The sequence below is a fragment of the [Pseudopropionibacterium] massiliense genome (genome assembly GCF_900607225.1).
GTDB classification, from domain to species: domain Bacteria; phylum Actinomycetota; class Actinomycetes; order Propionibacteriales; family Propionibacteriaceae; genus Arachnia; species Arachnia massiliensis.
In genome coordinates, this window is record NZ_LR027842.1 from 1661882 (window position 1) to 1680214 (window position 18333).

At 67.2% G+C, this 18333-nt stretch carries 15 protein-coding genes and 1 tRNA gene; 7 read left to right on the top strand and 9 right to left on the bottom strand.

Annotated elements, in window-relative coordinates:
• Positions 1–72: 72 nt before the first annotated feature.
• Entirely contained in the window at positions 73–597 is a 525-nt protein-coding gene (locus E0E39_RS07390; protein WP_207302447.1) for a DUF3145 domain-containing protein, read from the bottom strand.
• A 129-nt stretch (positions 598–726) separates the two neighbouring features.
• Here E0E39_RS07390 and E0E39_RS07395 point away from each other — a divergent pair, with 129 nt between their 5' ends.
• Entirely contained in the window at positions 727–2571 is a 1845-nt protein-coding gene (locus E0E39_RS07395; protein ID WP_130874159.1) for an alpha/beta hydrolase family protein, read from the top strand.
• Between the two features lie 17 nt (positions 2572–2588).
• Here the strand turns inward: E0E39_RS07395 and E0E39_RS07400 are convergent, their stop codons facing one another.
• The 4 genes from E0E39_RS07400 to E0E39_RS07415 all read right to left on the bottom strand — a co-directional run bounded on the left by E0E39_RS07400 (position 2589) and on the right by E0E39_RS07415 (position 6631).
• Entirely contained in the window at positions 2589–3548 is a 960-nt protein-coding gene (locus tag E0E39_RS07400; RefSeq protein WP_130874160.1) for a VWA domain-containing protein, read from the bottom strand.
• Positions 3545–4510: a VWA domain-containing protein gene (locus tag E0E39_RS07405; protein WP_130874161.1), complete on the bottom strand. Its 966-nt coding sequence runs from the start codon at positions 4508–4510 to the stop codon at positions 3545–3547. Before E0E39_RS07405 ends, E0E39_RS07400 begins: the two co-directional genes overlap by 4 nt.
• A complete protein-coding gene (locus tag E0E39_RS07410; protein ID WP_425470706.1) occupies positions 4507–5499 on the bottom strand; it encodes a DUF58 domain-containing protein in 993 nt (330 codons plus the stop codon). Before E0E39_RS07410 ends, E0E39_RS07405 begins: the two co-directional genes overlap by 4 nt.
• A 70-nt stretch (positions 5500–5569) precedes the next feature.
• Positions 5570–6631 carry an AAA family ATPase gene (locus E0E39_RS07415; RefSeq protein WP_130874163.1) on the bottom strand — a complete coding sequence of 354 codons (1062 nt, stop codon included), beginning with the start codon at positions 6629–6631 and terminating at the stop codon, positions 5570–5572.
• Positions 6632–6816: 185 nt separating this feature from the next.
• Here E0E39_RS07415 and E0E39_RS07420 point away from each other — a divergent pair, with 185 nt between their 5' ends.
• The 5 genes from E0E39_RS07420 (at position 6817) to E0E39_RS07440 (ending at position 11323) form a co-directional block, all read left to right on the top strand.
• On the top strand, positions 6817–7596 hold the full coding sequence (locus E0E39_RS07420; protein ID WP_130874164.1) for a hypothetical protein: 780 nt from the start codon (positions 6817–6819) through the stop codon (positions 7594–7596).
• 117 nt (positions 7597–7713) lie between these two features.
• Positions 7714–8286 carry a DUF4956 domain-containing protein gene (locus E0E39_RS07425; RefSeq protein ID WP_130874165.1) on the top strand — a complete coding sequence of 191 codons (573 nt, stop codon included), beginning with the start codon at positions 7714–7716 and terminating at the stop codon, positions 8284–8286.
• Positions 8283–9020 (top strand): polyphosphate polymerase domain-containing protein, encoded by a 738-nt coding sequence (locus E0E39_RS07430; protein ID WP_130874166.1) that lies wholly within the window; start codon positions 8283–8285, stop codon positions 9018–9020. The genes E0E39_RS07425 and E0E39_RS07430 overlap by 4 nt, the downstream gene beginning before the upstream one ends.
• 26 nt (positions 9021–9046) lie before the next feature.
• Positions 9047–10501, top strand: coding sequence for a carbohydrate-binding domain-containing protein (locus E0E39_RS07435; RefSeq protein WP_130874167.1), 1455 nt, complete (start codon positions 9047–9049; stop codon positions 10499–10501).
• Between the two features lie 27 nt (positions 10502–10528).
• Positions 10529–11323, top strand: a complete 795-nt coding sequence (locus tag E0E39_RS07440) for an HAD family hydrolase (protein ID WP_130874168.1) — start codon at positions 10529–10531, stop codon at positions 11321–11323.
• Positions 11324–11401: 78 nt separating this feature from the next.
• On the opposite strand, the gene E0E39_RS07445 is transcribed toward E0E39_RS07440, so the two are convergent.
• Genes E0E39_RS07445 through E0E39_RS07460 form a run of 4 tightly spaced genes read right to left on the bottom strand, consistent with a single transcriptional unit; the run spans position 11402 to position 18125 of the window.
• The gene (locus E0E39_RS07445; RefSeq protein ID WP_245988441.1) at positions 11402–14440 is read right to left on the bottom strand and encodes a glycine--tRNA ligase; all 3039 of its coding nucleotides are present in this window, start codon (positions 14438–14440) and stop codon (positions 11402–11404) included.
• Positions 14441–14458: 18 nt separating this feature from the next.
• Entirely contained in the window at positions 14459–16111 is a 1653-nt protein-coding gene (locus E0E39_RS07450; RefSeq protein ID WP_130874170.1) for a DUF885 domain-containing protein, read from the bottom strand.
• 9 nt (positions 16112–16120) lie between these two features.
• Entirely contained in the window at positions 16121–17161 is a 1041-nt protein-coding gene (locus E0E39_RS07455; protein WP_130874171.1) for a bifunctional glycosyltransferase family 2/GtrA family protein, read from the bottom strand.
• Between the two features lie 4 nt (positions 17162–17165).
• Positions 17166–18125 (bottom strand): phosphodiester glycosidase family protein, encoded by a 960-nt coding sequence (locus E0E39_RS07460; protein WP_130874172.1) that lies wholly within the window; start codon positions 18123–18125, stop codon positions 17166–17168.
• Positions 18126–18223: 98 nt separating this feature from the next.
• Here E0E39_RS07460 and E0E39_RS07465 point away from each other — a divergent pair.
• Positions 18224–18297, top strand: a tRNA-Ile gene (locus E0E39_RS07465).
• Positions 18298–18333: the final 36 nt, after the last annotated feature.

Here is an 18333-nt window from a genome sequence, read left to right on the forward strand (position 1 = left end):
CAGAGCTGGACGTGCCCCCGACACGCTGCGTGTCGGGGGCACGTCCAGCTCCAGCTCATGCCCGGCTCGTTCTCACACGACCTGATGGAGCCAGCGGATCGGTGCATCCTCCGATCCGTACCGGAACTGTTCGAGTTCCTCGTCCCACTCAGTACCGAGGAGTCGTTCCATGGCCTGGTGAGCGCTCATTCCCTTGGCGGACGCGGTGTCGAGGGCGTGGCGGATGCGGTCCTCTGGAACCAGGATGTCGCCGTGCACCCCGATTGTCGCGGCGAATGGCCCCAGCGCCGGGGTGTAGCAGTAACGGGTTCCTTCGGCGCCGAGCACGGCATCCTCGGTCACCTCGAAACGAATACGGCCGAACTCGGCCAGACGAGACGCCAACCTGGCCCCGGAACCAGTTGGTCCTGACCACGAGAGTTCGGCCCGGTGAGAGCCGGGTTCGGCATTTTGTTCGCTCCACTGCCAGTTGAGCCCCGCCCCCAGCACCGAGGCGGCTGCCCATTCCAGATGCGGGCACAGCGCGGCCGGGGTGGAGTGGATGAAGATCATCCCTCGCGCCCCGGGCAGGCTCTCGGTAGCCGTGCAAGCGTTCATGTTGTTCTCCTGGGTCTCGGCCGGATTGCCTTCCCCTGCGATCCGTCTCGACTCCAAGCGGTGTCAATTGTGCTACAGCTACGGGAAAGGCACAACAAGAGGCGGCGGTGCCGGCCATAGACTGTGACCATGCAGCGCATGTCCATCGATCAGGCCCTCACGGGCGCGGACTCCATCCGCCAGGTCCGGGCCAATGGGGACGGGGTTTTCTGGCTGGCGGGGATCGCCGCCGAGGACGGCCGGGTGACCATTCGATGCTGGCGGGAAGACGGGATCACCGAGATCACCCCCGGTTTCAACGTTCGTTCCCGGGTGATGGAGTACGGTGGGGGCGCCTACGCGGTGGCTGACGCCCTGGTGGCGTGGTGCGACGATTTCACCAAACGGCTGTGGCTCCTGGATGGGGAAACCACCCGCCCCCTGACCCCCGGGAGCACCCGGTTTCGCTACGGCGGGCTGGCCCTGGACCCCCAACACCGGCTGCTTCTCGCGGTCCGTGAGGATCACGAGGCGACCCCCGAGGAACGCAGCGAAATCGTCGCTCTTGACCTGGATTCCGGCAACAGCGACGGAGGTCGTGTGCTGGTGAGTGGCGCCGATTTCTACGCGGGCCCGGTGGTGCGTGATGGTCGCCTCGCCTGGTTCCAGTGGATGCACCCGAACATGAGCTGGGACGAGGCCTCGGTGTGCGCCACGAAACTTGACGATCCCGGGCAGGTCGACAGGGTCTTCGGGAAGCCCGGGGTCAGCGCGCAGCACCCGGTCTGGCTCGGGAACGGTTCCCTTGCCTACGTCACGGACGGGTCCGGCCATTGGAACTGGGTGGTGCACCACCGAGAGGGGACGCTGATCTGGAGAACCCCTCACGACTGCTCGATCCCGGTGTGGGTGCTGGACGCCCCACCCGCATGCGCAGTGGGGGACGACCTGCTGGCGACGGTCCAGATCGCCGACGGCCGCGGCACGCTCGCGCTGTGGCATCCGCGCAGCGGCAGTGTCACCCATCCACTGCCGGGGACGGCCATGATCGAGTCCCTGGCATCTTCCGGGCAGGATCTGTTCGCGATAGCGGAATGGGATGACCGTCCCGCTTCCCTGGTGCGCATCTCCCCCACCGGGGAACGAACCGAGCTCGTGGCCTCCGAACCGCTGGCGGATCTGAGCCGCCCCGTTTGTCGCTGGTCCGAGGGACCGGCGGGGCCGGTGCACTCCTGGTTCTACCCGGTTCCAGATGCCGCAGCAGCACCGCCCATGCTCGTTCTCACCCACGGCGGCCCCACCTCCGTTCACTACCCGAGCTTCGACAAACTGATCCAGTTCTGGGTGTCCCGCGGGATCTGCGTGCTGGACGTGAACTACTCGGGTTCCACCGGTTTCGGCCGCGCCTACCGGGACCGGTTGAAGGGGCGGTGGGGCGTCCTGGATGTCGCCGACGTGGTTACCGCGGCCCGTGACGTGTGCCGGGAGGGGCTGGCGGATCCCGGGCGTGTGGCCATCGCCGGTGGCAGCGCGGGCGGTTACACCACCCTGCAGGCCCTGGTGACCAGCGATTTCTTCGCCGCCGGCATCAGCTCCTACGGCATCGGGGATCTGCGGAGTCTCGTCGAGGAAACCCACAAAGCGGAGTCCCATTACACCTCCGCCCTGGTCGCCCCATGGCCGGAAGGAGAGCAGGTCTACCGGGAACGTTCCCCGATCACCCGGCTCGACCGCCTCAATGCCCCCATGCTGATTCTGCAGGGCCTGGAGGATCGCGTCGTGCCGCCCGGGCAGGCCTTCGACATGGCGGATGCGGTGCGCGCCAAAGGGCTTCCCCTGGCGCTGGTGACGTTCGAGCACGAGGGCCACGGTTTCCGCTCGCTCGCGGCCCGCGAACAGTCACTGGAATCCCAGCTCTCCTTCCTGGAACAGGTTTTCGGCCTGCCGCTCAGCGACGACGTTCCCGTCCTGCCGATCGAGAACCTCGACCCCTGAGGGGAAGGGGAAACGGATCAGGGCCAGCGGGCCCCCAGGGAGATCACGCCGATGGCGGCGAGGATCGCGAAGATGATCGCCAGCCCCGCATACTGGTCCGTGATCTCCATCGGAACCAGCTCGTAGCCCAGGTCGGATGAGATCGCCTGGTAGATCTCGCTGAGTTCGCCGGCCGACTCGGCCGAGAACTTCTTGCCCCCGGAATTCTCGGCGACGACGTAGAGCTCATGGTGGTCCACGGCCACACGTTCCCGCCTACCGTTGGATTCGATGTAGCCGTCCTGCGTTCCGTAGGCGATGGTGTGGATGGGAACACCCAGCTGTTTCGACTGCTCGGCCGCCGTGGCTGAGTTCCTCCCAAGGTTGGAAGCCCCGTCCGAGAGCAGCACTATGGCGGCAGGAGCCGTCTCATCGGGATGGTCGGGATCCGGTGGCACCAGTTTCAGCGCGTCGAGGCTGGTGTAGATCGCCTCTCCGATCGCGGTGGAAGGGGCCATCTGGAGGCCGTCGATGGCGCGATTCAACACGCCTCTGTCCACGGTGGGGGGAACGTTGATGTCCGCGGTGCCGGCGAAGGTCACCAGCGCGACGTTGAAGCGCTCCGGGAGGCTCGCAATGAATTTCTTTGCCGATTCCTTCGCGGCCTCGAGCCGGTTGGGGGCCACGTCATCGGCCTCCATGGACCAGGACACGTCTATCGTGACGACGATGGTGGCCCGGTCCCGCGCCTGCCTTCCGTAGTCCTTCGGCATCGCCCATGCGATCACCAGCGAAGCGAGGCTGAGCAACGCCAACAACACGGCTCCGTGGCGTTTCCAGGCTGCATCCTTCGGGATGACGAGCCTCAGCCGCGAGTTCGGGGTCCGCGACTGGGGAAGCCGGTTGGCCAGGTACCAGTAGACCCCCGCGATGACGGGGATCAGCGCCAGCGCCCACAGACGGTTGGGCTGCATGAACTCGAGAACCAGTGTCGTCATCGCGGCCACCTCGCAGCCATCATCACGGCCCCCAACGCCGCCACCACGGCGAAACCCAGCGCCCCGAACGCGTACTGCGCGGTCACCGGTTTCCTCACCTCTTCCGCGCCCACTGAGGAACCTATCCTCTTGTAGGCGTCCTTCAGACTGTCCGCGCTGTCCGCGGAAACCGACTCCCCGCCCGTGGTCGCGGAGATCGACCGGAGAACCTCGTTGTCCGGGGCGACGTTGTAGCGCTTCCCTTCCAGATCGACATAACCGTTCTCGGTTCCATAGGCAATGGTGAACACCGGCACACCGGCCTGCTGTACACGGGTCGCGCTTTCCGCTGGATCCGTTCCCGCGGTGTTGCCACCATCGCTCAACATCACGATCATTGCCGGGGCGGGTTCGGAATCGTCCCCGGGGGCAGGGGCTTCGCTGATGGCTCTGAGTGACTGGTCCAACGCGTCCCCGATGGCGGTTCCCTCCCTGAGCTCGAGAGTGCTGATGGCTCTGGTGAGCGCCCCTCGGTCCGTGGTGGGCGGCATGATCATGGAAGGAGAGCCGTTCAGGGAAACCAGGGCGACATTGTAGGAGTCGGGCAGTGCGTCAACGAATTGCTGTGCTGCCGCCTTGGCCGCGTCCAACCGGTTCGGTTCCACGTCGGTGGCCTGCATGGACAGTGATGTGTCTATCACCAGGACCACGGTGGCCCGTTCCCGTGGAACCTTCTCCGTTCCGAGCGGCTGGGCCCACGCCAGGGTGAGCGCCACCAGGGAACACAGCGACATGAAAACCGCCAGGTGTCGCGTCCACCTCCGCTGGGAGCCGATCACCCGACCCAGCACCCCGGTATTGGTGAAACGCAATGACGTTCTTCCCTTGAGACGCATCAGCACCAGGTAGGCGATGACGAGCGCGGGAAGAACCAGCAGCGCCCACAGACGCTCAGGAGTTTTGAAGGCCAGCCAGTCCATCATCGACTCACCCCCTGCGGCGGGGCGTGAAGGGCACTGGCAACCCGCCGGTATCCAAGGACGAAACGCGCGATGTCGGCAACCCAGTCGCGATCCGTGCGCAGCTGGATGTGCCCCGCTCCCGAGCGTCTGAGCGCCACCTTGATACGTTCACGCTGGGCACGAGAAGCCTCATCCATCCGCTGACGGGCGACAGGGTCGGACGTGTTGATGTAGCGCAGGAATGAGGTTTCCGGGTCACGGATCAGCATCTCACCGACGTCGGGAAACTCCAGCTCGTGCCGGTCCACCACCTCGACACACAGCACCTGGTTACGAACCGCCAATCGCCTGATCGCCCGTTCCCAGGGCGGTGGACGGTCCGGGTCGAGCTCTGCTTCACCCGCGGTCAGGAAATCCGAGACCACCACCCGCATGCCGCGGCGACGCTGGGAGCGTGCCATCTGCTCGATACCGTCCGCCAGTTCCAAGTCACCGGGGGCGTTGTCGGGCACGATGGGTTCGGTGAGCATCTGCCGCAGCATCCCGTACAGGGCGGTCCGTCCCGAGCGGGCTGGCAATCGTTTGATACGGTCGGGCAGCATCATCAGCCCGCCGAAACGATCTCCCATCCGCTGACTGAGGAAGCCGATCGTGGCGATGGCGGCGATGCCCAGATCACGCTTGGTGATGCCCTCGGTGCCCCAGTTCATCGACGGGGTCACGTCGAGCAGTCCCCACACCTCGAGTTCCCGATCAGCCATGGTGTCGCGAACATGGGGAACCGTGGTGCGTGCCGTCACGGCCCAGTCCATCATCCTGACATCGTCCTGACCCGGCTGGTAGGGGCGGGCATCGTTGGTGTCGGATCCCGGTCCGGGAAGCAGCCCCAGGTGATCACCATGGAGAAAACCCTCCAGACGACGGACCACTGCGAGCTCCAGACGCCGCAGGGCGGCTTCCGGGGCCAGTTTGGTCAGCGGAATGGTGGGGCCGCTCGGCGTCTTCAGCACGGACGTGGCTGCCCCCGGGTCGCGGGGAGCCTGAGCTGCGGGTACGAAGATTGGGGAGGTCAAGGTGACCTCAGGCCTGACCGGGCTGGTAGCCGTGCTGCTGGTGACGTTGCTGACGCGACTGGTCGTTCCACACGGGTGTGGGTGCCGGAACCATGGCCAGTATCCGATCCACCACGTCGGTGGTGAGAACGTTGTCCGCAACCGCGTCGAAACCGAGCACGATGCGGTGGGACATGACGTCACGCGCCACGGCCTGGACATCGGTGGGGAGCACGTAGTCGCGGCCGTTGATCAATGCGAGGGAACGCGATGCGGCGACCAGGCCGAGTGTGGCGCGGGGGGAACAGCCGATCTGGATCACCGGTTCCAGATCCGGCATCCCGAACTCGGCTGGATCGCGAGTGGCGAGCACGAGGCGCACGATGTACTCGCTGACGAGGTTGTGGACGAAAACCTTGGACGCCATGTCCTGCAGATGGCGCACCAGCCCGGGGTTCAGGACCTGTTCCGCCTGCGGAGGTTTGACGCTCATGCGCCTGAGAATCTCGAACTCCTCGTTTCCCCTCGGATAGGGCACGTCCACCTTCACGAGGAAGCGGTCCCGTTGGGCCTCGGGGAGTGGATACACGCCCTCCGACTCAACCGGGTTCTGGGTTGCGATCACGATGAACGGCTCAGGTGCCGGGTAGGTCCTGCCACCGATGGAGACCTGTTTCTCGGCCATCAGCTCGAGCATCGCGGACTGCACCTTCGCGGGAGCCCGGTTGATCTCGTCGGCCAGCACGAAATTGACGAAAACCGGACCGAGTTCGATCTCGAAGGACTCGGAGCTGGCGGAGTAGATGCGGGTTCCAACGATGTCTGACGGCACCAGGTCGGGGGTGAACTGCACTCGGGCGAAATCCCCTCCCACAACCGTCGCGAAGGAACGCACCGCCAAGGTTTTCGCGACACCCGGTACACCTTCGAGAAGGCAGTGGCCCTTCGCCAGAAGAGCCACCATCAACTGCTGGACCATGTGTTCCTGCCCGACGATGACCCGTTGCACCTGACTGATTGCCACGCCCAGGAGGCGAGCTGCATCGGCAATGGTGGTGGGCAGAGCTGGCTGCGCGCTGGGGGTAGTCAACTTGGAGTCTCCTTGAAACGATCGCGCACCACGATACCGCGCCTGCAGGAGCAGGACCGAGACGCGGTGGTCGAGGAGCGGAAAGACACTTCGATGTGGTGTCATAGTCCTTGATGACTCAGCCACCAGACTCCGCACCCGAACATGCGGAGCACTTTCCCCTCCTCCCGGAGGACCCGGTTCGCGTGGGCGATTTCTGGATCGACTCACGCCTCGCGGAGAGCCCAGCGGGTGTTGTCTACTGCGCGCACGCGGACGGTTCGGATCCGGTGATGCTGATCCACCTGCGCGACGGCGCGGCCTCCGATCCCGCGGCGCGGGCACGTTTCTCCGGCGAGATCAATGCCATGCACATCGACACCGTCGTGGCCCGTGGCGGCCAGGGCCAGGATGATGGCCGCATGGCAGTGCGTTTCCGGGACGAGGACGACGACCCGATCGTCGCCTCCCACCGCCCCCTCGCCCCGTGGGTGGCCCTGGCCTTCTCCGGTTCCCCCGGGGCCGTGGCCGAGGCACAGCGGGTGCTCGCCGCCGTCGATCTCGTGCACACCCCTCAGCTCGGCTCCCCCGCGGGGCCCGATTTCCAGATGCACTGGTGGCAGAACATCCGCCCGGGAACGTGGCGGATGTGGCCGCTTCCCTGGCCCGGCCGCAAGGACCGAGCCGGTTGGCTCACCCTGCTCACGTCCTTCCTGCTGATGGTGCTGATCGCCTCCGTCGCGGTGCTGTTGGCGATCCTGGTGTTCCAGAACCAGCAGAAGGTACCGCCGCCCGCCCCCGTGCCGAGTTCCGCATCCGCTTCCAGTGGCGGATCCCCCAGCTCCTCCTCGGAGGAGCCGTCCTCCGGGGAGCCATCCTCAGCAGAACCCACGGAACCGGAGAGTCGCAGCGACACCCCCTCGATGGATCAGCCCTCGGGTGACTCCTCGGGACCGGGCAGTCCGAGCCCCGAGCGCAAGTTGTAGTTACCCGCCTTCACACCCAGTGCATTCGGGGAGCACAGGTAACGTACAAGTTGGTCCGGCTGAATGGTGATCGCCCAGAGGTAGCACCTCTCAATCTCGACCACCGAGGCAACAATCATGCAATTTCTGCCCTACCTGGCCAACATCGCCGCGATCTGCGTTCTCGTCTTCGCCATCTACCTGCCACGGCATCACCGCCGTGACCTGGCGGTCGCCTATCTGGGCGTCAACGTCGGTGTCATGGCGGTTTCCATCGGGCTGCTGAACAGCGCGGTCGCTGCTGGGCTCGGCCTGGGTCTGTTCGGGGTGCTGTCGATCATCCGGCTCCGCTCCGACGAACTGGCCCAGCACGAGGTTGCCTACTACTTCAGCTCACTCGCGCTCGGTCTGCTCGGCGGGCTCGGCGGTTCCACCACAACTTACGCGACCATGGCCCTCATCGTGGTGGTCCTGGCAGCGGCTGATTCCTCCCGGTTCCGAACGGGTGTCAGACGTGAGGTCGTCAACCTTGATCGGGCGATCACCGACCCCGAGGAACTCCGCTACGAACTGGCGACCCGTCTCGGGGGCCGGGTGCTCGGGGTGAACGTCCAGCGACTCGACTTCGTCGCCGACACCACCCTCGTCGAGGTCCGCTACGCCCCGGGGGCCGGTCTCCCGGTCACCGAGAAGATGGAGGCCCTGCGATGAGCCTGAGCGATCTGGCTCCCGTTCACCTTGACGAACTCAACGCGGCGGCCGAGTTCATGAGCCGGGTGGACCGCAAGTATCCACTGCACCAGCGCACCGCCGAGGCGATACTCGATTCCCTGCCGACCGGAACCAGGGTTCTGGACATCGGGGGAAGAACGGAGTTCGGGTACACATCCGTCTACTTCGACACCACGGCCCGCGATTCCTACCTGCTGGCCGCGCGGGGCCGGCCGCACCGGTTCAAGGTGAGGGTCCGCCACTACCGGGATTCGGGCGAGGCCTTCCTGGAGGTCAAGACCCGGCGCGGCGGAAGCACCGTCAAGGAACGCATCCCCCACGATCCCTCGGCGCTGTTCGAGATCGCGCCCGAGCAGTACGGCTTCATCAGCGACCGCCTCGCTGCCGGGGGGATCCGCGGCATCCTCCCGCAGTGGCTGGGACCGTGCCTGGAAACCAGTTACCTGCGCACCACGCTGCTCGCCGCCGACGGCCGGGCCCGGCTCACCCTGGACCGGGAACTCGCCTGGACGGAGAACGGCCGCAGCCTGCGGGTCCCCCGGCTGGCGATCATCGAGACCAAGGCGGGGGCGTCCCCCAGCCCCGCGGACCGGATCCTCTGGTACCACGGCTACCGCCCGCAACGGATCTCCAAGTACGCCACGGGACTCGCCGCCCTACACCCCGAGCTGCCCGCGAACCGCTGGCGCCGGGTCCTGAACCGACACTTCTGACCAACGAGAACGCCGAAGGACCGAACATGAAAATGCGAAATCTCAAACTCGGATTCGCCTCACTCGCGGCAGTCGCCGTCCTCGCCGCCTGCTCCCCGGCCACCGCGCTCACCGGCGCCTCCGGGGAAACCGCGACCCATTCCACCGCCACCGGCGACGGCGGAAGCAGCGAGGCCCTGACCGCCCTGCTCGCCGCGAATCAGAAATCCCACTACTCCCAGGACGACTCCGGCTACGACGAGTCCTCCGTTGTGGACATCACCCTCAACGGTTCCTCGGCCACCGCCTCGGGTGACGGGGTCACGGTCGACGGATCCACCGTCACGATCACATCCGCGGGAACCTACCGTCTGACCGGTTCCCTGGCCGGGCAGGTGATCGTCAACGCCGACTCCCAGGACGTGAAACTGATCCTGAACGGCGTCGAGCTGACCAACCCGTCGGGTTCCCCGATGGTCGTCACGGCCGCGGACGAGGTGACCCTGATCCTCGCCGACGGCACCGAGAACACGGTCTCCGACGCGAGCACCTACGCGGACGCCTCCGGTGAGGCCCCGTCATCGGCCATTGACTCGGCCAGCGACCTCAGCATCGCCGGAAACGGGTCGCTGAGCGTCACGGGCAACAACAACGACGCGATCAACTCCGCGGACGGACTCGTCATCGCGGGTGGCGACGTCACGGTCAAAGCGGTCGACGACGGCATCCGGGGCAAGGACTACGTCATCGTCTCGGGAGGAACCGTCGACGTGGAGGCCACCGGCGACGGCATCAAGTCCGACAACGAGACCGACGCCGACCGCGGCTACGTCCTGATCGAGAACGGAACCGTCAACATCACGGCCGGGGACGACGGCGTCAAGGGATTCAACGACGTCGCGATATCGGGAGGCTCCGTCACCGTCTCCGGGTCCCTGGAGGCGATCGAGGCCCAGACCCTCGTGATCTCCGGAGGTGAGACCCGGCTGACCAGCAGCGACGACGGCATCAACATCTCCGGCGACAACCCGCAGGGGTTCACCATCACCGGCGGCACCGTCAGGATCGAATCGGAGGGCGACGGGCTCGACTCCAACGCCTCCGGGACGATCTCGGGGGGCAGCGTCGTGATCCTCGGCCCCACCATGGGAGGAAACGGCTCGGTCGACGTGCAGTCGGGGTTGACCGTCACCGGCGGTGAGCTGTGGGCGATCGGGGCCTCCGGCATGGCCGAGTCCCCTGCCGAGGGCTCCACCCAGGCCTTCGTGTTCGCGAACCTGAACGGCGGCTCCACCGGCGAGGTCTCCATCGCCGATTCCAGCGGGAACGTGATAGCCACCCAGAGCTCCTCCAAGCAGTACTCCTCGGTGCTGTACTCAGGCCCCTCCATCTCGGCGGAAAGCAGCTACGAGATCCTGCTGGGCGGCAAGTCGGCCGGCACCGTCCCGGCCAACCAGTACGCGACCGGCACGAATCAGCAGAACGACCGGCCCGGAAGGTGACCCGGTGAAGGCCGGTAGCCTGATGACATGAAACCGGCCCTGATCGCCACGGACCTGGACGGCACCTTCCTGGGTGCGAACGCCGTTCTCCTCCAGTCGAACCTGGCGGCGGCACGACGAGCCGTCGAGGAGGGTGTCGTCCTCGTGATCGCCACGGGCAGGCCCAGGCGCTGGCTCGACGCACTGGCGGAGCTGCGTGCCCTGGATCCCGTGGCGATCTCCAGCAACGGGGCCGCCGTCGGCCGGCTGGCAAGACCCCGCCCCGACTTCCTCCACCCGATCGAACCGGAACGGGCCCTGGCCTTCTCGGCGGCGCTGCCGCCGGAACTCGAGGTTTCATTCGCGGTGGAGTACGAGCACGGGTGGGGTCGCGAACCCGGCTACCCGGTTGGGCACTTCTCCGGGGCCGACCAGGTGGCAGGCCTCGCCGACCTGGTCACGGCCGCCCCGATCATCAAGGTGCTCGCCCGCACCCGCCACGCCGACACCCACGCCTTCTCCCCCGTGGCCGTCGCCGCCGCGGGAGAGCTCCTCCAGGCCACCTTCTCCTGGCACGACGTGTGCGGCACCGTCGAGCTGTCGGCGCCGGGCGTCACCAAGGGCGCCGCCCTGGCGAGGCTGCTGGAGGAGATCGGCGTCGATGCGGCCGACGCGGTCGCTTTCGGTGACATGCACAACGACCTGGGGATGCTGGAGCTGGTGGGCCGGGGCTACGTCATGGCGGACGCCGATCCGTGCCTGCTCGGCCGGGGTTTCACCCGGATCGGCCCCAACAACGAGGGGGCCGTCGGCGAACAGATCCTGCGCCTGCTGGATGCGTGAACCGCATCACCCAGCGCCCGCAGGGTGGGCGGTAATGACACCGAGGACCGCCCGCTCCCGGAACCGTCCCCGGTGTTCTCACTTCGTGGCCGCGTCGATGGCGGCCCAGTCCAGGCCCACCGGAGCGAGGGCCGCGACGCCGGCCAGCAAACCCAGGCGAGCCGCCCTCAGCCCGGGTTCCTTCGCCATCACCAGGGTGTCGTTGAAGAACCGGGCGATGGGGTCGACCAGGTCCTTCGCCGAGGTTGCGAAATCGGAGACGGATTCGCAGGGTTTCCTGTCCGCAATGGCCACGGCGAGGGCCTTCTCCGCGTCGTCGACCAGGGCCGCCGGATCGAACCCCGGGGTGGTGCCCGCGGGGAGGATGCGGTGGATCCGCACGATGGCCTCCACGATGGCCCGCCAGCCGGGTTCCCCGAGAAGGGCCTCCAGGTCGTTGGCCTTCGTCTCCGCCTCCGCCGGGTGGGTGGCCGACGGCAGGACCGCGGCCACCATGTCGGCGGAGCGCCCCTCGTCGCGCATCAGCTGGGCGTAGCGGCCGATGACGAATTCCTCGGCCGCTACGATCGCGTCCTGCGAAACCGTGATGCCCTGGGTCGTCAACGCCTCCGCTGCGGCCTCCAGGCCGTCGCGCACACCGATGCCGGTCAGCCCGGGAACCTCACGCAGCACGCGCACCACGCCCAGCGCGGCCCGCCGCAGCCCATAGGGGTCGGAGGAACCGGAGGGTTTCGCGCCGAGGGCGAACATCGCCATCAGCAGGTCGAAGCGGTCCCCAAGGGCCAGCAGGGCGCCCGGAAGCGAGGCCGGGACCGCGTCGGCGGAGGTGTGGGGCTGTTCCATCTCGTGGAGGGCCTCGGCGACCGCGGGGGTCTCGCCCTTGCGGAGCGCGTACTCGCGGGCTACGAAACCGGCGAGGCTGGTCATGTCCGTGACGAGGTTCGTCGCCAGGTCGTACTTCGCCAGCTGCCCGGCGCGTGCCAGGGTTGCGGCCTGCTCCGGGGCGAGGCCCAGCCCCTCCCCCACACTGGTGGCCACCGCGGCGATGCGGCGGGCGCGCTGCCCCACCGAGCCGAGCCGGTTCTCGAAGGTCAGCTTCTCGAGGCCCGGCACGAAGACGTCGACCGATTCGACCTCGAGGTCCTGGTTCCAGAAGAACAAGGCGTCCTCGTAGCGGGCCCGCAGCACCGACTCGTTGCCCGCCGCCACCACGGTCTCGTCGCAGGCTCCGTTGGCCATGGTTACGAAATACGGCAACAGGCGCCCCTCGGCGTCGCGGACCGGCAGGTAACGCTGATGCTTTGCCATGACCGAGACCAGAATCCGGTCCGGGAGCTCCAGGTAGCGCTCGTCGAAACTGCCCAGCACCCCGAAGGGTTCCTCCACCAGGTTGGTGATCTCGTCGACCAGCGCGGCATTGTCCTCGAAATCGATGACGCCTCCCACACCGGCTGCCAGTTTCTCCGCCTGGTCCACGACCGCCCCTCGGCGTTCCGCGAAACCGAGCGCGATCCGTCCCTCGGCGAGCAGGCCCGGCAGGTCGTCGGCGGAAGCGAGGTCGTGGAATCCGACAGGAACGCCGTCGAGACGTTTCCCGCTCCCGGTGGATGCGGCGGTGGTGCGTTGCAGATAGGTGCTGCGCCCCGCGGCCACCTCGGAGACGCGGGCCGGGACGATCTGTTCCCCCCAGAGCGCCACCAGCCAGCGCACGGCCCGGGAGAAGGACAGCTTCGGGTCGCGCCAGCGCATGTTCTTCTCGGCACGCAGCCCGGAAACGCAGTCCTCGACGATGCCCTTCAGCACCTCCAGGGCGTTGCGGCCCGGTGATTCGACGGCGACGCAGGCGTGTTCGGCGCCGTTCACCTCAGCCTTTACGACCTGCTCCAGGGTGACTCCTTGGCCGCGCATGAAACCCTGCAACGGTTTGGTGGGGTTGCCGTCGGCATCGAAGGAAACCGCCCATTTCGGGCCTTTCCGCAGGTTCGTGGCCTCCGGTTCCCGGGCCGCAACCCCGTCGACGATTGCCACGATGCGCCTGGGGGTGCCGTCGACGCGGATCTCGCCGTGCGCCAGGCGTGAGGCCGCAAGCCCGTTCGTGAGGGTCTTGTTCACCGCCTCGACGGTGGGGCCGACGACGTGCGGGGGAAGCTCCTCCAGGCCGATCTCCAGGGCGAAGGTCCGGGGCCGGTCCGTGGCGGGTTCCTCAATGGCCTCCTCTGGTGTCCCGGTTTTCCTCTCGGTTTCCTTGAGGAGCGGGAACCCGAGTTCGCCTCGCCGTTCCACCCACAGCGCTGCGGTGTCGCGCATCAGGCGGCGCATGGTGCTGAACGCCTGGGCGCGTTCCGTGGTGGAAATCGCGCCGCGGGCGTCGAGCACGTTGAAGGCGTGACTGGATTTGAGGATGTAGGAGTGGGCGGGAACCGGCAGCCGTGCCTCCACCATGCGGGTGGCCTCCGAAACGTAGGCCTCGTAGAGCCGCCGGTTCGTCTCGATGTCGGCGTCGTCCAGGTAGTAGCGGCTCATCTCGTACTCCTGCTGGCCGAACGCCTCACCGTAGGTGACGATACTGCCGTCGGCTTTGCGGGCGTAGGCGATGTCCTTGAAGTGGGTGACGCGCTGCTGCGCCATCAGGATGCGTTCGATCCCGTAGGTCAGTTCCACGGGAATCGGGTCGAGGTCCTGCCCGCCGACCTGCTGGAAGTAGGTGAACTGGGTGATCTCCATCCCGTCCAGCCACACCTCCCAGCCGAGTCCCCAGGCGCCGATGGCGGGCTGCGCCCAGTTGTCCTCGACGAAACGCACGTCGTGGGCGTCGAGGTCGATCCCGAGGGCCTCCAGCGACCCGAGGTAGAGCTCCTGCGGGTCGCCAGGCTCCGGCTTCAGGATCACCTGAAACTGGGTAAACGTCTGAATACGCATCGGGTTCTCGCCATAGCGGGAGTCGTCGGGGCGCACCGACGGCTCCACGTAGGCCACATCCCACGGTTCCGGTCCGAGGACCCGCAGCACGGTGGCGGGGTTCATGGTGCCGGCCCCCACTTCCGAGTTGTAGGGCTGCCAGGTCAGGCAGCCGCGCGAGGTCCAGTAATCGGACAGGATCCGGAGGGCGTCTTGCATCGTCAGCACCGGGCCAGACTACCCGGCCAGCACCTCACGCAGCACGTCAAGTGGCAGCGAACCGACAGCCAGGGCGCGGTCGTGGAAGTCGCGCAGGTCGAATTCCTGCCCGGCCCGGCGGGCCGCGTCGTCGCGGATCTGCTCCCAGATCCGCTGGCCGATGCGGTAGCTGGGGGCCTGTCCCGCCCAGCTCAGGTAGCGGTGCAACTCGAAACGCAACTGGTTTTCCTCCATGGCGACGTTGTCGCGCAGCAGCTGCCAGCACTTGTCGTGGTCCCAGATCCCTCCGCCGTAACGGTCGAAGGCTGGTTTGCCGAGGTGGATTCCCAGGTCGAGGACGACCCGGGTGGCGCGCAACCGTTGGCCGTCGAGCATCCCGAGACGCTCCCCCGGGTTCAGGAAACCGAACTCATCCATGAGGCGTTCCGCGTACAGCGCCCAGCCCTCGCCGTGCCCGGAGACCCAGCAGACCAGCGACCGCCAGCGGTTCAGGTTCTCCGCCTGGGCGACGGCCTGCCCGATCTGCAGATGGTGGCCGGGGACGCCCTCGTGGTGGACGGTGGTCTTCTCCTGCCAGGTGGTGAACTCGGTGACCCCTTCGGGAACGGACCACCACATCCGGCCGGGGCGGGAGAAGTCGGCGGACGGGCCGGTGTAGTAGATGCCGCCGGTCGCCGAGGGAGCGATCATGCCCTCGATGGTGCGCACCCGCGGATCCAGGGTGAAGTACTTCCCGTCGAGGGCCGTCACGGCCTCGTCGGCGGTGCGTTGCATCCATTCCCGCAGCGCCCCGGTGCCGTGCAGCTGGTTCGCGGGATCGGCGTTCAGCGCGGCGATCGCGTCTGCGATGGTGGCCCCGGGTCCCGCGATCTCGCGTGCGATGGCCTCCTGTTCGGCGGTGATCCGGGCCAGCGATTCAACCCCCCACTCGTAGGTTTCATCGAGGTTGATCCGGGCTCCCAGGAACTCGCGGGAGGCCCGCTGGTAGCGTTCCCGCCCCACCGCATCAGCTTCCCGGGCGACGGGGGCCAGGTCCTGGGTGAGGAACCGGGCCAAGTCCCCGAAGGCGCCGCGGGCGAGCTCCGCGGCCCGTTGCAGCTCGGCGCCGAGTGTTCCCTCCCGCCCGGATTCGGCCGCCAGCTGGCGGAACCTCGATTTCTCCCCGGCCAGGGCGGCGGCCTGGGCCGCCACGTCGGTCACAGCGCGGCGGGCCGGGACGATGCCCCGGGCGATGCCCTCGCGCAGGGTCTCGACGTAGCCGCCGACGGCCCGGGGCATACCCGCCAGCCGGGAGGCGATGTTGCTCCAGTCCTCGTCGGTCCCGGTGGGCATCAGGTCGAAGACGTCCCGCAGCCACTGGACGGGCGAGTCGATGTTGTTGACCGCGGCGAACCGATCGCCTGCCTCGATGCTCTCCAGTTCGAGACCGATCCGCTCCGTCATGGCCGCAGCTGTGACCTCGTCGACCGCGTCCGTTCTCGGGGTTTCCTCGATCAGCCGGAGCGTGCGCCGCAGCTCATCAACCCAGCGGCCGGTGCCCTCCGGGGAGTAGTCGGGCAGTTCGTGGTCGTGCCCCGGCAGGCCGATTCCCGTTGCTGCGAGGGGGTCGTTGGCCGCCAGTGCTTCGACGTGGGCCTCGGCGACGGCGTCGAGTGGAGTGGATGTGCGCATGCACCCAACCTATCGGGTGATCAGGTGCCCGTTCCGGGTGCTCAGTTCCTTGTGGGTGAACACCAGGGCGCGTTGGGCCGCGAAACTGATCGCGAAGAGCGTGACCTCGGTCAGCAGCTTCGCCACCGCCAGTGGCATGACCATCGACAGGGCCCGCAACAGCACGTAGTTGGCCACGAGGATTCCGCACGCGAGGAGCGCGTACCTCAGCGGGGTGCTGCGGTCGCCGTCGCGAAACACCGCATGCCGGTTGAGCAGGTAGTTGACGGTGGCGGACAGCACCCGGGCGACGACCACGCTGAACAGCAGGTTGTGGGTTGCGGCCACCAGGAGCAACAGGGCCGCGAAGTCCACGGCGAACCCGGCCAGCGAGGATCCTGCGAAGGCCAGGAGCGGCCGGTACACCCGCCACGAGTCCCGGATCGGGCGGAAGTGGGAACTCTTGTTGCCGTGCAGGTAGATGGTTTCGATCTCGATCTCCCGGATGCTGATTCCGGCTTTCCTGGCCTGGAGCAGCAGGGACAGCTCGTACTCGAACCGCTCCCCCGGGATGGTTCCGAGCCATTCGAGCAGGCTCGGCGGGTAGGCGCGCAGCCCGGTCTGGGTGTCACCCACCCTGATCGCTGTCAGGGTCTTGAACAGCCAGCTGGTGACCTTGTTCCCGAAGGCGCTGCGCAGCGGCACCCGGCCGGTGAAACGACGTCCACCGAGCACCATCTCGCGGGAGCCGACATCGACCTCGCGGGCCACCCGCATGATGTCGGGGACCGTGTGCTGGCCGTCGGAGTCGGCGCACACGACCACCTCACCCGGGTGGTACCGCCCGGCGATGGCGAATCCAGTTTTGAGCGCGTGGCCCTTTCCGCGGTTCTCCCGGTAGCGGTGCACGGTGGCGCCGTGGATGCGGGCCAGGGCGAAGATCTCGTCGTGGTCGGGGCCGGAACCGTCGTCCACCACGAGGACGCTGGGGGCCGCGGGGTGGGCCCGCAGCTCACGGACCAGGGCGATGAGCGAGTCGCCGGGTTCGTAGGCGGGGATGAGAACGAGCATGATGTCACTTTCCGATCCACAGGATGTCGCTGGTGCCGCGTTCCTTGTTCTTGCCGAGGGGATTGTTGACGAGGGAGCCGTTGAAGACCATCTGGCTGGAACCGCCGCCGTCGAGGTTGTAGGCGACCTGAGCTCCCAGATCCACGAAGAGCTGTGCGAAATCGGTCATGGTGATGCCGTTGCTGTACCCGGAGGAACGGCCGTCCACCACGACGAAGACGAAATGATTGGCGGCGATCATTCCCAGTCCCGTCCTGGGCTGGGTGCCCTGGATGGAGTGGTTGCCGAAGTTGGTGTCGATCTCGAGTTTGTCGATGCCGTCGATGGCGGTTCCGCCATCGACGAGCGTGGGGCCGAAGGAGAGGGTCTGCCAAGCGCCGTCGGAGATCAGTTTCGTGGCGTTGGTGCTGGTTTCGTCGTAGCTGAGCATGGTGCCGTCCCGCATGATCGCCAGACCTTGGCGGGCGGGGTCGTCACGGAATGCGACGCCGTCGCGGATGATGATCCCGGTGTCGCGGAAGCCGTAGTAGTCGCCGTTGATGGCGAACAGGGCCCCGACGTTCTCCGCGATCGTCGTCGGGTACTCGATGATGTTGGTTCCGAAGCTGTTCTTCGCGAAGGCGTTGCGCAGGGCGGTGGCGTCGTTCAGTTTCACGTCGGCCACGTACCAGGCCTTGGCGGAGTTCCCGGAGCCGGAGGAGTGCGAGGTGATGGTGATCTGCCGGTCGCTGGAGGTGTAGGTCGTGCCCTCGATCACCCCGTCCCCGGCCGAGGTGGCGGTGGCTGTGGCGGTGCCGCTGACCTGGGTGCCGGGCAGCCCCTGGTAGTCGGATGCCGAGGTGACATCGGTGTGTTCGATCAGGTACCGGTCGAGGGCCCAGGCCGTGCCACCCGCCGCTGCCAGCCCAACGGCTCCGGCAACGCCGGTGATGATGGCTCGGCGGGAAGGTCGTGAGTTCGTCATGCTGAACACCCTCGCGAACCGCCCTGTGCGGGGCCTGTGGCGACGCTTCGCACACGGCATGAGCATCATCCCGCTAGACTGTGCCGTGCCATCAAGCCGGGGCGTTAGCTCAGCCGGTCAGAGCAAGGGACTCATAATCCCTGGGTCGCGGGTTCGAGCCCCGCACGCCCCACGATGAAGGGGCCCGCAGGAATCAGATTCCTGCGGG